Origin of the sequence: Mucilaginibacter sp. UR6-1, from assembly GCF_020880975.1 — a bacterium.
Taxonomy (GTDB): Bacteria; Bacteroidota; Bacteroidia; order Sphingobacteriales; family Sphingobacteriaceae; genus Mucilaginibacter.
On sequence record NZ_JAJIWP010000002.1, the window covers coordinates 466,090 to 481,001 of the forward strand.

General features: G+C 44.6%; 14 protein-coding genes. 12 read left to right on the top strand and 2 right to left on the bottom strand.

Going from position 1 to position 14,912, the window contains the following annotated elements:
• Positions 1–69 precede the first annotated feature (69 nt).
• The 5 genes from carA to LJ707_RS07385 all read left to right on the top strand — a co-directional run bounded on the left by carA (position 70) and on the right by LJ707_RS07385 (position 4,444).
• Positions 70–1,170, top strand: coding sequence for a glutamine-hydrolyzing carbamoyl-phosphate synthase small subunit (gene carA, locus LJ707_RS07365; RefSeq protein ID WP_228950165.1), 1,101 nt, complete (start codon positions 70–72; stop codon positions 1,168–1,170).
• A gap of 197 nt (positions 1,171–1,367) precedes the next feature.
• Entirely contained in the window at positions 1,368–2,261 is an 894-nt protein-coding gene (locus tag LJ707_RS07370) for a LiaF domain-containing protein (protein WP_228950166.1), read from the top strand.
• A 47-nt stretch (positions 2,262–2,308) separates the two neighbouring features.
• Positions 2,309–2,644 carry a DUF4288 domain-containing protein gene (locus LJ707_RS07375; RefSeq protein ID WP_228950167.1) on the top strand — a complete coding sequence of 112 codons (336 nt, stop codon included), beginning with the start codon at positions 2,309–2,311 and terminating at the stop codon, positions 2,642–2,644.
• Between the two features lie 19 nt (positions 2,645–2,663).
• Positions 2,664–3,698, top strand: coding sequence for a sensor histidine kinase (locus tag LJ707_RS07380; RefSeq protein WP_228950168.1), 1,035 nt, complete (start codon positions 2,664–2,666; stop codon positions 3,696–3,698).
• Positions 3,695–4,444, top strand: coding sequence for a LytTR family DNA-binding domain-containing protein (locus LJ707_RS07385; protein ID WP_228950169.1), 750 nt, complete (start codon positions 3,695–3,697; stop codon positions 4,442–4,444). The genes LJ707_RS07380 and LJ707_RS07385 overlap by 4 nt, the downstream gene beginning before the upstream one ends.
• 613 nt (positions 4,445–5,057) lie before the next feature.
• Here LJ707_RS07385 and LJ707_RS07390 read toward each other — a convergent pair.
• Both LJ707_RS07390 and LJ707_RS07395 read right to left on the bottom strand, forming a co-directional pair.
• Positions 5,058–5,357 (bottom strand): septum formation initiator family protein, encoded by a 300-nt coding sequence (locus LJ707_RS07390; RefSeq protein WP_228950170.1) that lies wholly within the window; start codon positions 5,355–5,357, stop codon positions 5,058–5,060.
• 312 nt (positions 5,358–5,669) lie between these two features.
• Positions 5,670–6,995, bottom strand: coding sequence for a DEAD/DEAH box helicase (locus tag LJ707_RS07395; RefSeq protein WP_228950171.1), 1,326 nt, complete (start codon positions 6,993–6,995; stop codon positions 5,670–5,672).
• Positions 6,996–7,272: 277 nt separating this feature from the next.
• Between LJ707_RS07395 and LJ707_RS07400 the strand changes: the two genes are divergently transcribed.
• From LJ707_RS07400 to eno, 7 genes are all read left to right on the top strand, one after another.
• On the top strand, positions 7,273–8,655 hold the full coding sequence (locus LJ707_RS07400) for a pitrilysin family protein (protein ID WP_228950172.1): 1,383 nt from the start codon (positions 7,273–7,275) through the stop codon (positions 8,653–8,655).
• Positions 8,656–8,673: 18 nt separating this feature from the next.
• Positions 8,674–10,008 carry a pitrilysin family protein gene (locus tag LJ707_RS07405; RefSeq protein ID WP_228950173.1) on the top strand — a complete coding sequence of 445 codons (1,335 nt, stop codon included), beginning with the start codon at positions 8,674–8,676 and terminating at the stop codon, positions 10,006–10,008.
• A gap of 114 nt (positions 10,009–10,122) precedes the next feature.
• Positions 10,123–10,335 (top strand): DUF2945 domain-containing protein, encoded by a 213-nt coding sequence (locus LJ707_RS07410; RefSeq protein ID WP_228950174.1) that lies wholly within the window; start codon positions 10,123–10,125, stop codon positions 10,333–10,335.
• A 270-nt stretch (positions 10,336–10,605) separates the two neighbouring features.
• On the top strand, positions 10,606–11,367 hold the full coding sequence (locus LJ707_RS07415) for an ABC transporter ATP-binding protein (RefSeq protein ID WP_228950175.1): 762 nt from the start codon (positions 10,606–10,608) through the stop codon (positions 11,365–11,367).
• 141 nt (positions 11,368–11,508) lie between these two features.
• Complete coding sequence (locus LJ707_RS07420) at positions 11,509–12,690, top strand: ABC transporter permease (protein WP_228950176.1); 1,182 nt, start codon at positions 11,509–11,511, stop codon at positions 12,688–12,690.
• 123 nt (positions 12,691–12,813) lie between these two features.
• Positions 12,814–13,515 carry a DUF2490 domain-containing protein gene (locus tag LJ707_RS07425; RefSeq protein ID WP_228950177.1) on the top strand — a complete coding sequence of 234 codons (702 nt, stop codon included), beginning with the start codon at positions 12,814–12,816 and terminating at the stop codon, positions 13,513–13,515.
• Positions 13,516–13,610: 95 nt separating this feature from the next.
• A complete protein-coding gene (gene eno, locus LJ707_RS07430; RefSeq protein ID WP_228950178.1) occupies positions 13,611–14,906 on the top strand; it encodes a phosphopyruvate hydratase in 1,296 nt (431 codons plus the stop codon).
• Positions 14,907–14,912 lie beyond the last annotated feature (6 nt).

A 14,912-nucleotide genomic window follows, 5' to 3' on the forward strand; every position in this document is an offset into this window, starting at 1 on the left:
ATTCTATAAGTTTTATCGGCGCGTCGCACCAGGCAAACCGGGTTTTTAAATCATTTAATTTATTTTATAATGACCAACTACACCAAACTACCGGCTGTATTATTACTGGCTGACGGTACAGTTTTTCATGGCAAAGCTGCCGGAAAGATCGGCACCACTACCGGCGAGATCTGTTTTAATACCGGTATGACCGGCTACCAGGAAATTTTTACCGATCCTTCTTACTTCGGGCAAATTATGGTGACCACCAATGCCCACATTGGTAACTATGGCATCAGCAACGAGGAAGTTGAATCAGGAAAGATACAGATAGCAGGTTTGGTTTGTAAAAACTATAACATTGCCTACAGCCGCAAACAGGCCGATGAGTCTATTCAGGATTATTTTCAGGAGCAGAACATTGTAGGTATATCAGATATTGATACCCGCCAGTTGGTGCGCCACATACGCGATAAGGGTGCCATGAACGCCATCATCTCATCAGAGATACTGGACGTTGAGGAGTTGAAAAGCAAACTGGCAGGTGTACCATCAATGGATGGTCTGGAGCTTTCATCGCAGGTGTCAACCACCGAAACTTATACCTTTGGTAAAGAGGATGCGCCTTACCGCGTTGCCGTGCTTGACCTGGGTGTGAAAAAGAACATACTGCGCAACTTTGCCGATCGTGATGTTTACGCCAAGGTTTATCCTGCAAAAACCAGCTTTGCCGAAATGGAAAAGGATTTTGCCCCGACAGGTTACTTTATTTCAAACGGCCCCGGCGATCCATCAGCCATGCCTTACGCGGTTGATACCGTTAAGGAGATATTGGCTGCTGATAAACCGATGTTCGGTATATGCCTGGGTCACCAGTTGCTGGCGCTGGCTAATGATATCCCTACTAAAAAAATGTTTAACGGTCACCGCGGCTTAAACCACCCGGTAAAAAATATCATTAAAGATCATTGCGAGGTTACTTCACAAAACCACGGTTTTGGTGTAGTGCAGGAAGCTGTACGCGCTTCGGACAAAGTGGAGATCACGCACGTAAACCTGAACGATCAGTCCATCGAAGGTATCCGTGTGAAGGATAAAAAGGCGTTCTCGGTGCAATATCACCCTGAATCATCACCAGGCCCGCATGATTCGCGTTACCTGTTCGATGACTTTATCGACCTGATGAAATAGTATCATCCAAACTGAAATATACAGCGGCCGGTTAATTACCGGCCGCTTTTTTTATGGCCGATTTTTATGCGGAGGAATTTTCACCGCTAAAAAAACCGTGTTTACCGAGTTGTTACCTTATACTACCCAATAGATGTTTGCACGTTATAAATGTTATAGTAGTTTTATATCATCAAATAATTGTAGAGAAAACTAACATGAGCAATAATATAGAATATAAAAGAGGACCACGTAACGGCAAGGCTATCGCCGGCGTGATCTTGTTGGTGCTGGGTGTAGGGATGCTCATCCAACAACTAAATATAGTTTTATTTCCGGATTGGCTAATTAGCTGGCCGCTATGGTTGTTAATAGCACCGGGCCTGTACATAGGTACCCGCAGTAATTTTCAAAAATCGAGCTGGTTTGTACTGGTGGGTTTGGGTTTAGCCTTTATGGTTAAAGAAGCGCTTGATAGCTATAGCATAGATGGCGATGGCGTAATTTGGCCCGTAGCGTTTATCGTGTTTGGTATATGGATAATATTGCGCCGCAACAATAAACACGATGTTGCCGAGTGGGATAAGTTTAATCGCGGCAGCAAAAAACAACCGGTTGATTTTGGTACGCCGGCATCAACCCCGCCGCCATTTGCGCCCCAACCTGTTGCTGATTACCGTGTAAGCCCCGAGCCTGAACAACCCGCCGCTGCAGAACAGCCAAAAACCGAAGCGCCTAATGAGCCCTTCACCATAAAAGGGAAGGTTTACAGTGATGATATACTGGATGCTACAGCCGTTTTTGGTGGTGTGGACAAGATCGTTTTGTCAAAGGATTTTCGCGGAGGCGAGATCGTAAACATATTTGGCGGCAGTGAGATAGATTTGACCAAGGCGGATATACACGGCCATATAATGATAGAGGTTACCCAGGTTTTTGGTGCAACAAAGCTGATCGTTCCGCCGCACTGGCATGTAATATCTGATGTGTCGGCCATATTTGCCGGTGTTGATGATAAGCGCATGCGCCATACCACTACCATAACTAATGATAAGGTGCTGATAATAAAAGGAGTAAGTATATTTGCCGGCATCGAGATACGCAGCTATTAATTATATTAAACTAACCGCACAATTAATATATACTAACTATTACCGATATGAACTGGTACGTAACAAAACTTATCTTCAGGATAATTAGCGGCGATGGTAACCATCCCGCTCAGTTTGACGAGCAATTGCGCCTAATTAATGCCGATAATGAGCAGGCCGCCTTTAAAAAGGCCAGCAGCATTGGTATTGATATACAGGATAGCTTTACCAATGCCCAAAAACAAATGGTACGCTGGCAATTTGTTGATGTTACCGAGGTAAACCCCATAAACGGACTAAATGACGGTGCCGAGCTGCACTACCAGATACACGAGGCTCCTGATGCCGACCTGTACATTGCCTGGGCTCACCATAGATCGGCTTTGCTGGCTATTAATAACTAATTTATAAAGGCGCACCGTTTTGGCTATCTCAAAAGCAGAAATATCCCGTGTTTACCTGGCTATTGCCATAGGCGGTGTTGCGTGGGCGGCATTGCAAACCTATATTATTCATAGTTTTGGGTTTGACTGGTATATGGCTATTGTTGATGGCGTAGGCAGCTCATTACTGCTTAGCGGTGCCTGCTGGTTAATAAACAACAACCTGCGTTACTATCAACCGGGCAGGGGTAGTTATATTAACCTGTTTATTTGGTGCGTGGCGCTGGCCGCTATATGTGCCGCGGGAGCGCGCTATTTGCTGCCGCTGTTAAAACCCGGCGATGTATATGTGAATTTTTTGCAGCAGTCGCTTATCATCCGCCTGTTCACTAACTTTTTGGCTATAGGCTGGATGGCCATGCTGAGTGCCATATGGTTTTCGCAGCTCGATCAAAAGGAAACCGAGAAACGCCGTAACGAGGCCGAAAGCCTGGCCCGTGATGCGGAGTTGTATAACCTGCGCCAGCAACTCCAGCCGCATTTTTTATTCAACAGCCTTAACTCCATCAACGCGCTGATAGGCTTTAAGCCCGACCAGGCCAGGATGATGATCCATCAACTGTCTGACTTTTTGCGCGGTACCCTGCGCAAGGACGATCAGCAAAAGATAACCCTGAACGAGGAGCTTGCACACCTTAACCTCTACCTCGAAATTGAGAAGGTACGCTTTGGCCACCGCCTGCATACCGAGATCAGTTGCGACCGTAACTGCGGCGAAGCTATTATGCCGGCTATGCTGCTGCAGCCTATTGTAGAGAACGCCATAAAATTTGGTTTGTACGATACTACCGGCCAGGTAACCATCAGCATACGCGGCGAAATGGACAATAACTACCTGGTAATGATGGTGCAAAACCCGTACGATCCGCAAACATCGCGCCCTAAGCAGGGTACAGGTTTTGGGCTGCGGGGAGTGCAACGCCGGTTATATTTGTTATTTGCCCGTAATGATTTGATGGAAACTCATGCAAATGATAATATATTTACAACCATTATAAAGGTACCACAGGGATGAAACGCGCATTAATTATTGATGATGAGCCATTGGCACGGATGGTTGTAATGGAGTATTTGCTTGATTTTAAAGATCAGATTGAACTGATACAGGAGTGTGGCGATGGCTTTGAAGGGTTAAAGGCTATTCAGCAGCACAAGCCCGACCTGATATTTTTGGATGTGCAGATGCCTAAAATAACCGGCTTTGAAATGCTCGAACTGGTTGACCAGCCGCCATCAGTAATTTTTACCACCGCGTTTGATGAATATGCCATTAAGGCTTTTGAAGCCCACGCTATTGATTATTTGTTAAAGCCTTTTAGTAAGGACCGCTTTAGCAAGGCTATCGAAAAATATCTGGCGCTATCCGCCGCGGATACCAAACCTGCCGCCAAAACCGAAAAGTTATTGGAGGATGTAGCGCAGGGCCATGCGCAGCACGAGCGTATTGTGGTTAAAACCGGCACAAAGGTTAAGATCATCCCGGTGCGTGATATTTTGTACCTGCAGGCTGATGACGATTACGTAAGTATTATTACCGCCGAGGGTGCATACCTGAAAAACAAGACCATGAGCTTTTTTGAACAAACGCTTGATGGTTCGCAATTTGTGCGCGTACACCGCTCATACATACTAAGTGTTGCCGAGATAACCCGTATTGACCCATATGAAAAGGATTCGCATCTGGCTATCCTCAAATCGGGCGCCAAGATACCGGTAAGCAAAACCGGTTATGCTAAGTTAAAGCAGGTATTAGGTATTTAAAATCATTTCAGTGATTTTTTTATCCTGTCATTCCGAAGCGATAGCGAGAAACTTACACACGTTCATAATAAAGCGACAGATTCCTCCTCGTACCTCGTTCGGAATGACAATTGGTGATTGACAAAAAGAGCGTAGGGTTGGCAGAAAACCGGGCCGGGTGTATGGCCTCGTGGGTGGAAGGTTTTTTCTGCCTTGACCTTTGGTTACTTTGTGTCTAATACAAAGTAACTGGCCTCTGCGGCCAAGAGCAGGCTAACGATAGTAAAAACATAGCATCTTCATAAAAGCACAACCATTTAATAAAAGCAATTACCCTGCTCATGAGCACAAGGATGCACTTTGTTTATCGTTAGTGGTTGTCACTTTTTTTTATAGCGTATGATTGGTTTGTGATTTTGTATACTGATAGATATTAATTCCCTCCCTGGGGAGGTTAGGTAGGGGTTAGCAACTATTTAGTAATAACGGGGTAGAGCTATTATTTCGAGCGTCAGCAAGAAATCTGTCTGCATTGAATAGCAAGGCGAAAGATTTCTCCTCGTACCTCGTTCGAAATGACAAAAAAATTGAATGGAAAGACAAGCTAATGTTTACCGGGAAATTTAAATAAAAACTATTCTTCTTTAGCTTCCTTGCTCACCATGTAAACATCCTCATTCTCTTTTTTCATCAGATATTTTTCGCGGGCGAATTTTTCGAGGTGGCGGGGATCTGAATTAAGCTCATCAAGGTCTTTGGTAACCTTGTCGGTTTCGGTTTTATAAAAATCACGCTCCTGCTCAAGCTTGTTCAATTGCTGGTGATACTCATATCGCGAAAGCAGATCGTTAGTATCAAAAAATATCATCCACACCACAAAAGCAACCGTTACCAGGAAGAACTTGTTGCTGAACAAGGCAATAAGACGTTTCATTTTTTCGGGCGCTATAATATTCATCTAAAGCTATCTATATTTTTTGACGGATGCAAATATCATTATTAACTAATTAACATAGGTATGTGTTTTTAAGTAAATTATGAAAGTGCTGATGGTGAGGAAGTAAATTTAGACTCACCTTCGCAAAAGAAAAAAAATAATAAAGCATCACTGCGAGGTACGAAGCAATCTCTTTTGAGCAAATCAAATACTAATCGCTGTAGAGATTGCTTCGTACCTCGCAATAACGTGAATGTTTATTTATGTAAAGTGGTTCTCCCCAAGGGAAGATTTAGGAGGGCTGGAGGTTTACCCCCTTTTGTTACCGCCAGGCCTTGCGCCACTCATGCCGCTGCCGCCACCTTTACCTTTACCGGCACCAACGCGGTTGCTGTTGTTGCGGCGTTTATTGTTGCGCTGCTTCTCGGCTGATGATGGTTTATTATGGTGAGGCTGTTTTTTCAGATCCTGTAAAATGCGTTGCTCGCGGGTAAGCTGAGCTAAAGGGTAAGGGTGCGAATCGTTAACCGCAACTTTTACGCCGATCAGCTTTTCAATATCCTTTAAAAAATCTTTTTCTTCCTCATCGCAAAATGAAATGGCCTTGCCGCTTGCACCTGCACGCCCGGTACGGCCAATGCGGTGTACATAAGTTTCGGGTATGTTGGGCAGTTCATAGTTAATTACAAAGGCAAGCTCATCAATATCAATACCACGGGCGGCAATATCAGTAGCCACCAATACACGGGTGGTATGCGCCTTAAAGTTGTTAAGGGCACGCTGCCTCGCGTTTTGCGATTTGTTGCCGTGTATAGCTTCGGCAGTAATGCCCACCTTGTTCAGGTCTTTTACCACCTTATCGGCACCGTGCTTGGTGCGGGTAAATACCAGCGCGGTTACAATGGTTTTATCCTGTAATACAAAGTTAAGCAGGCTTTTTTTATCGCCTTTGGCAACAAAGTACATTTCCTGCTGTATGGTTTCGGCGGTTGATGATACCGGAGTTACTTCAACACGTTCGGGTTTGTTCAAAATGCTGTCGGCAAGTTGCTGTATCTCTTTTGGCATGGTGGCCGAAAAAAACAGCGTTTGCCTTTTGGCAGGCACCTTGGCTATAATCTTCTTAACATCGTGCACAAAGCCCATATCCAGCATACGGTCGGCCTCGTCTAATATAAGCATCTGTATGTGGTCAAGGTGAATGAAACGCTGGTTCATCAGGTCTAACAAACGGCCGGGCGTGGCCACCAATATATCAACGCCTTTTTTAAGCGCGTCAGTTTGCGGGTTTTGCGATACACCGCCGAATATTACCAGGTGTTTAAGGCCGGTATGTTTACCGTATGCGCTAAGGCTTTCGCCAATTTGTATGGCCAGCTCGCGGGTTGGGGTTAAAATTAGCGCCTTAATGGTTTTTTGCTCGCGGTGCTGCTGGCGTTGCTCATAAAGCAGTTGCAATGTTGGTATTGAAAAGGCCGCTGTTTTGCCGGTGCCGGTTTGGGCGCAGCCCAGCAAATCCTTTTTTTGTAGTATAATGGGTATTGATTGCGCTTGTATTGGGGTAGGTTGAGTATAACCCTCGGCTTGTAACGCCTTTAATATAGGGTCAATTAAATTAAGTTGCTGAAATGACATGTATTATAAATTATTTGCTGGCTGTGTGCTTCATCTGAGCCATTGTTGAGGCGATACGCCTGTAAGCGAGCGGGTAGTTAAATTTTATACAAAGATACAATTAATTATTCAACAACGCATTGGCGCTTTATCGGCATAAAATTGCTATATTTCTTTTCTGTAAGCTGTAACGTATTTTTTATTTCAGCGTCTATTAAATACGCGCAAGCTTTTGCGCAAAGCCCTGCTGTTTTTAATTATATCGATATATTTATATTCTAATTAATTAACTGTTTATATGACCTCACAATTTACCAAGCATTTATTGTTAAGTGTTACAGGGCTGTTTTGTGCCTTGTGCGCTGTGGCGCAGCCCAGGCTGCCCGAAGGCTATTTCTGGAAAAAGCTGCCCAACGGCCTCGAAGTAGTAGTAATTGAAAACAGCAAGGTGCCCCTGGCCACTATTGAAATTGCTGTAAAGAATGGTGCCTATACCGAAGGCCCGGAATACAGTGGCCTCTCGCATCTGTTTGAGCACATGTTTTTTAAGGCTAATAAGGATTATCCCGACCAGGAAAAATTCCTGAAACGCACACAGGAATTAGGTGCGATATGGAATGGCACCACCGATGTTGAACGCGTTAATTACTTTTTTACGTTTGATCGCGACAGCCTGAAAGCCGGTTTGAAGTTCATGAACGCCGCCATCCGCTTCCCGATATACCGTGATGAGGATATGAAAAAGGAACGCCCTGTGGTTGACGGCGAATTTCAGCGTGCCGAAAGTAGCCCTTACTTTCAGTTATGGTACGAATCGCAAAAGAAAATGTGGGGCGACCTGGTAACCCGCAAAAACCCTATTGGCGACCACGAGGTGATCAATACCGCTACCCCGGCCAAAATGATGATCATCAAGGATAAATATTACCATCCTAACAACAGTATACTGGTTATTTGCGGTGATGTTAAACATGATGCTGCTTTCGCCCTGGCCGAAAATATTTTTGGCGACTGGGCATCAAGCGGTTTTGATCCGCATGCTAAATATCCTATACCGCCGTTTAAGCCGCTTACCAAGGATGGGTTTTTTGTAAAGGAATCAACCATAGCCAAAACACCTTATATCATGTATTCATGGCATGGCCCGTCCTACTTAACCGACTCGGCCGCTACCATCGCTGCCGATGTTTTCTCGACCATAGTAGGATTGAATTCATCAAAGTTACAACAAGCGCTGGTTGATAAAGGCCTGGCATCATCTGTTGATGTTAGTTACAGCACCAACAAGTACGTAGGCCCGATAACTATATTTATTGAACCTACCAGTGCCGAAAAAATTAAGGAGTGCCACGAAGAACTGATGAAACAGATCGCTATGTGGGATAAGGCCGATTATTTTACTGACGAACAGTTTAAGGACGCTAAAGCCATTTTGCTGCGCAACAATCTTCGCCGTAAAGAAAAACCTTCATCGCTGGCAAGCCAGCTAACTTACCAGTGGTGCAGCACATCGCTTAACTATGCTACCGATCTGGATGATAACTACCAAAAGGTAACCCGTGCGGATATTAAAGCTTATGTAGATAAATACATCATTGGTAAACCAAAAGTGGCAGGCGTTATCCTGCTGCCCGAAGCAAGCAAACAACACAACGTGGCTTCGTTTTTTGTAGCTAAGTAAACCTTAAATTTTATTACGATGAAGAAATACATATTTGCATTACTGGTTGCTTCGGCAGCAATATATACACAACCGGCTTCTGCCCAGGATGAAGCCTATGAGATGACGGTAAGCGGGGTAAAGGTGATCGTTCAGCCTACCAAGAACGAAATTGTAGAGATCCAAACCGTGATCAGGGGTGGCGTGCAAAACTACCCGGTAACTAAAATCGGTATCGAATCGCTGGCCATGACGGCCCTAACCGAGTGCGGTACCGACAAGCATGATAAGAACAGTTTTAAAAACGCGCTTGACAAGGTAAGCGCCCAGGTATACGGTTACGCCTCAAAAAACTATGCGGTTATACGCATGAATTGTCTTAAAGGTGATTTTGATGCCGTTTGGCCATTGTATGTTGAAGCCATGACCGAGCCTAAGTTTGACGCTACCGAGTTTGACCGCATTAAAAAAGTAGCCATATCCCGACTGAAATCAGAGCAATCGCAGCCTGACGCGGCCATTGATAAATTTGCCGACAGTATCGCCTTTAGGGGTCGTGATTATGCAAAAGATCCTTCAGGCAGTGTGCCCTCGCTAACCAAACTTGGTCCGCAGGAAACCAAGGCTTATTATGAGTCGGTATTCACTAAATCACATTTACTGATTGTTGTGGTAAGTAACCTTGACCGCGCTACTATTGAAAGCAAGGTAAAAGGCATGCTGAGCGGTGTTAAGCAGGGCGCGCCGTTTACTTTTAAAAAGGATTTTTTCAGGGTGTATAAAAACTCGTTCAATGCGGAGTCGCGCGATCTGGCTACCAACTATGTTGAGGGCGTAAGCAGCGGCCCGCAGCCAGGAACTACTGATTTTGACGCGTTCAGCGTAGCCATGCGTATATTCGCAAACCGTCACTTTTTAGATGTACGTACTAACAATGGCCTGTCATATGCGCCACAAGCCTGGTTCAGTACCGGCTCAACATCGGTAGCAAGGTTCTCGGTATCAACCACCCAGCCTGATAAATATATCGCCGTGTTTGATAAACTGGTTGACAAGATCAAAACCCAAGGCTTTGATGCCGACGAGGTAGCCAACATGAAGGTTACTTACCTTACCGGGTTTTACTATAAAAATGAAACCAACAGCGCGCAGGCATCATCAATGGTAGCTAACGAGGTGTTGTTCAATAACTGGAAACGCTCGTTAACTATGGTGAACGATATTAAAAAGTTAAGCGTTGCCGATATTAATAACGCTTTCCGCAAATACATAGGCAACATGATATGGGTATACCAGGGCGACACGAAAAAGGTAACGCCTACCATGTTTATAAACGGAACACTTAAAAAAGGGGATAATCCGGTAAGTCACTAACACATCTCACTATTTAAAAGCAAGTGCCCGCGAAAGCGGGCATTTTTGTTTTATGGTTGTAAGCAACTTAAAACTAATGCCTTTTGATGCTGTTATTCAACTAAACAGCATACCATGAAAAAGGGCGATACCGTACACTGGAACTGGGGCAGCAGCGAGGCTGAAGGCAAAATTGAAAAAAAGCACACCGGGAAGGTGGAGAAAACCATAAAGGGCAGCAAAGTAACACGCAACGCCAGTAAGGATAAGCCAGCTTACGAAGTAAAGCAAAAAGATGGCGGCAAAGTGCTTAAATCAGAAAGTGAACTGAAGAAGGGCGGTAAGTAACACCCCCTCGCACCACACCCCAACCCTCTCCATAGGAGAGGGAGTAATAAAAAAAGCCGTCCTATTAATGATGTACGATGAGAAGTCAGTATCGTTTGGTATGGCAACAGGTGCGTATTCCCTCCCTTGGGAGGGCAGGGAGGGGTTAGTAAATACGCAAACGCAAAGCGGCTCCTCCAAAAAGAAACCATTAAACCAACCGCTGTAAAAATTCCGTCAATTAGGTTAAAAAATTGTGATAATATCAATAATCTGTGCCATTTTTACGGCATGGAAAAACAGCCTATTATCAGCGTAAAAAACCTGGTTAAAAACTATGGTGATTTTGAAGCTGTAAGGGATATAAGTTTTGAGGTTTACGAGGGGGAGATATTTGGCTTGCTTGGGCCAAACGGCGCGGGCAAAACCACCACGCTCGAAATTATTGAAACCTTGCGCGATAAAACCTCCGGCGAAATTATTGTTGACGGCTTTTCGGTAGATACTAATGCCGAAAGCATAAAACAGCGCATAGGCGTACAACTGCAAGCCGCAGGCTATTATCCAAATCTTAACCTTTCCGAGCTTATTGATCTTTTCTCCGGACTATACGGCATCAAAAAAAAGCCTTTGGAAATGCTGGAAATGGTAGCACTTACCGACAAAGCTAAGGCCAAATACAAGCAACTTTCGGGCGGACAAAAACAGCGGTTCTCCATCGCTACTACACTTATCAATAACCCACGCATAATTTTTTTGGATGAACCTACTACGGGGCTTGACCCTCAGGCACGCCGTAATTTGTGGGATCTGATCATCAAAATACGCGACAGCGGAACCACCGTGGTGATCACTACACATTATATGGATGAGGCTGAAGTATTGTGCGACCGTGTGGCCTTTGTTGACGGCGGCAAAATTGTAGGCATTGATACGCCTGACAATTTTGTTGATAAGCTGGTAGCATCAGGTTTTGAACGTAAAAAAGAGGTAAAGGCAGCCACACTGGAAGATGTATTTATTGATTTGACGGGCAAGGAGTGGAGAGGATAATCAGTTTGCAGTTGGCGGTTTGCAGTGGGCAGTAAACAGTTATCAGTTGCCGGTTTGCAGTTTACAAATTAGTTAGATATTATATTAATCAACATACATTAAAAATCCCCTCCCCCCCGGAGAGGGGTTGGGGTGAGGTTTATGAGTAAATACGATCATGTTGGGGCCACGCTGGCCATTGCGAAAGCCAGTTTAAGATCAATACTGCGCAGTCCGTCGTCGGTGGTTTTCACGTTGGCGTTCCCGCTGATATTTATTTTGGTGTTCGGCTTTATTGGTGGCGGCGGTGTAAAGGTTGATGTTGGCGTGGCGCCGGGTACTGATACCGCTAACCCTATCTACAAAGCCCTTGCACAAACAGCCATCATCAAACTCCATAAGGGTTTGGATACCAAGTCGCTAAACCAAAACCTGTCAAAAGGTAGTTTGGATGCCGTATTGCAAATTAAATCGAACGGCTACGTTAAAACCGGAGATGGTAAAATGCGTCTTACATCCGGCAATGCTCCTTACACCGTTAATGTAAACTATACCACATCATCAGCCAAAGGCGATATATTTAAATCGATAATCACCAACATAAAAAATGAGGTGAACATCAGGTTTATGCAGCAAGTGCTGGCAAGCCGTTCTGGCGGCGATGCCGATGCTGCTGCACAGGCAGCCGCCGGTTTCCAAATGGCCGAAGTGCGTGAAAGTACCATTACAGGCCGCGCCTACAAAACCATCGATTTTATTTTGCCCGGCCAGTTAGGTTTCTCGTTACTGAGTACAGGCGTATTTGGTACCGCATTCGTATTCCTGAGTCTACGCATTACATTGGTTATCAAGCGCTTTTTTGCTACGCCGGTTAAACGGGCGAGCATTGTATTGGGCGAGGCGCTGGCGCGTATTTGCTTTTCGCTTATCGGGGCGCTGTTTATTATCATTATCGGTCACTTTGCTTTTGGCTTTACGCTGGTGCATGGCGCGGTAACTGTAATAAATATGCTGATACTGTCTGTCATCGGGCTGATCGTGTTCATGGGTTTTGGTTTCACGGTATCCGGCATCGCCAAAAACGAAAGCTCTGTACCGCCTATCGCCAATATTATTACCCTGCCGCAGTTCCTGTTATCGGGTACTTTTTTCTCTATTGATAATTTTCCGACATGGCTGCAGCCGCTAAGCCGCATTTTACCTTTAACTTATCTTAATGATGCCATGCGCAAAGTGGCGTTCGAAGGTGCTGGGCTTGGCGATGTTACCCACCAGCTATTAATATTGTTTATTTGGGGTGTGGTGATCTATACCATCGCTGTAAAAACCTTTAAATGGGAGTAGTAATTAACATTAAAATAATATTAGGAACTTCTCACTTAACATTCAGATAACATTGCCGAAATACATTTGCAGCATAATGTTAATCTGATGTTAAAAAATACCCTTTCCGGCTTATTATCAATCTTGATATTAATTTTTTGTTCGGTAAATGTTAAGGCGCAAAACAGCAAAACAGGTACCTGGGGCATAGTTACCGTGGTTTTACCCGGCGATAGCGCACATAAATGGGGGGGCTATATTGAGCTGCAAACCCGTACTAACACCCTGTTTAACGAGGCATTTTATTATGAAGTAAAAGGCGGCATCAGTTACGATATCGCTAAAAATTATACCGCCCTTATTGGCACCGGCCGTTACATTACTTATGATTACGAAAACCTTGACGAGCCGCCAACCGCCCTTGAAACCCGCTTGTGGGAGCAGTTAACCGTTAACCAGTTTCTGGATCGCATAAAAATAGAGCACCGTTACCGCGTAGAGCAGCGCTTTTTTGAAAAAACAGGCTACCGTAACCGCTTTCGCTACAGGCTTAACCTGGCCATCCCGTTAAATCATCGTAAGGTTGACCCTAAGACCTGGTATGTAGCCGTTTTTGATGAGGTGTTTTTTAATAACAAAGCTCCGCATTTTGAGCGTAACCGCTTTTCGCTGGCGTTGGGTTACCAGTTTACCAAAGCGTTAAATGTGCAGGCTGGCTGGATGAACCAGTATAACTACAACCTTACATCGGCAGGGGCGAAAAATAACCTGGCCATAAATGTACAGTACCGCTTTAACCGTAAAAACGTTAAGCCACGTGAGCATATACCATCAATACACGATTAAATAATCATTAAATACTAAATTGTAATTGCGTTTTAGCTAATTAGCTTTAACTTAGCGCAGTTTAAAGTTTTATCAAAAAAACGCTAATAATAACTATGAGTATAATAATTGATGTTCATGCACGCCAGATACTTGATTCGCGTGGTAACCCTACAGTTGAAGTAGATGTATTAACCGAAAATGGTGCACTTGGCCGCGCCGCAGTACCTTCAGGCGCATCAACCGGTGCCCACGAAGCTGTTGAATTAAGAGACGGCGATAAAGCTGTTTACCTTGGTAAAGGTGTTTTAAAAGCAGTTGCCAACGTAAACGAAAAAATTGCCCCTGCATTAAAAGGCGTAGATGTATTTGAGCAAAATACTATCGATGACATCATGATCCAGTTAGACGGTACCGAGAACAAAGGTAACTTTGGTGCCAACGCTATATTAGGTGTATCATTAGCGGTAGCTAAAGCTGCAGCTCAGGAGAGCCGCCAGCCTTTATACCGTTACGTAGGTGGTGTTAACGCTAACACTTTACCTATCCCGATGATGAACATTGTTAACGGTGGTTCGCACTCTGATGCGCCTATCGCTTTCCAGGAGTTCATGATCATGCCTATCGGCGCTACTTCATTCTCTGAGGCTTTGCGTTGGGGTGCTGAGGTGTTCCATACCCTTAAAAAGATATTGCACGATCGTGGCCTTTCAACCGCGGTAGGTGACGAAGGTGGTTTCGCGCCAACCTTTGGCGGTACTGAAGATGCTGTTGAAACCATCATCCAGGCTATCGAAAAGGCAGGTTACAAAGCAGGTGAGCAAATTTACCTGGCGTTTGATTGCGCTGCTTCTGAATTTTACGTAAACGGTAAATACGACTATACTAAGTTTGAAGGCGATAAAGGTGCTATCCGCACCAGCGCTGAGCAGGCTGAATATCTGGCATCATTAACTGAAAAATACCCAATCGTATCAATCGAGGACGGTATGGCTGAGGATGACTGGGATGGCTGGAAATTATTGACAGACCGTATCGGTAAAAAAGTACAGTTAGTAGGTGATGATTTATTTGTTACCAACGTTAAACGTTTGCAGGATGGTATTGATACCGATACTGCTAACTCTATCCTGGTAAAAGTAAACCAGATTGGTTCGTTAACTGAAACTATCAACGCGGTAACCTTAGCGCAAACTAACGGTTACACTTCAGTAATGAGTCACCGCTCAGGCGAAACTGAGGATGCTACCATTGCCGACCTTGCTGTTGCCCTTAACTGCGGCCAGATCAAAACCGGTTCAGCTTCACGTTCAGACAGGATCGCGAAATACAACCAGTTACTGCGTATCGAAGAAGAATTAGGCGAGAACGCCCGCTTCATCGGTAAAAATTTCAAATTTTTGAAAAAGTAATCTCCT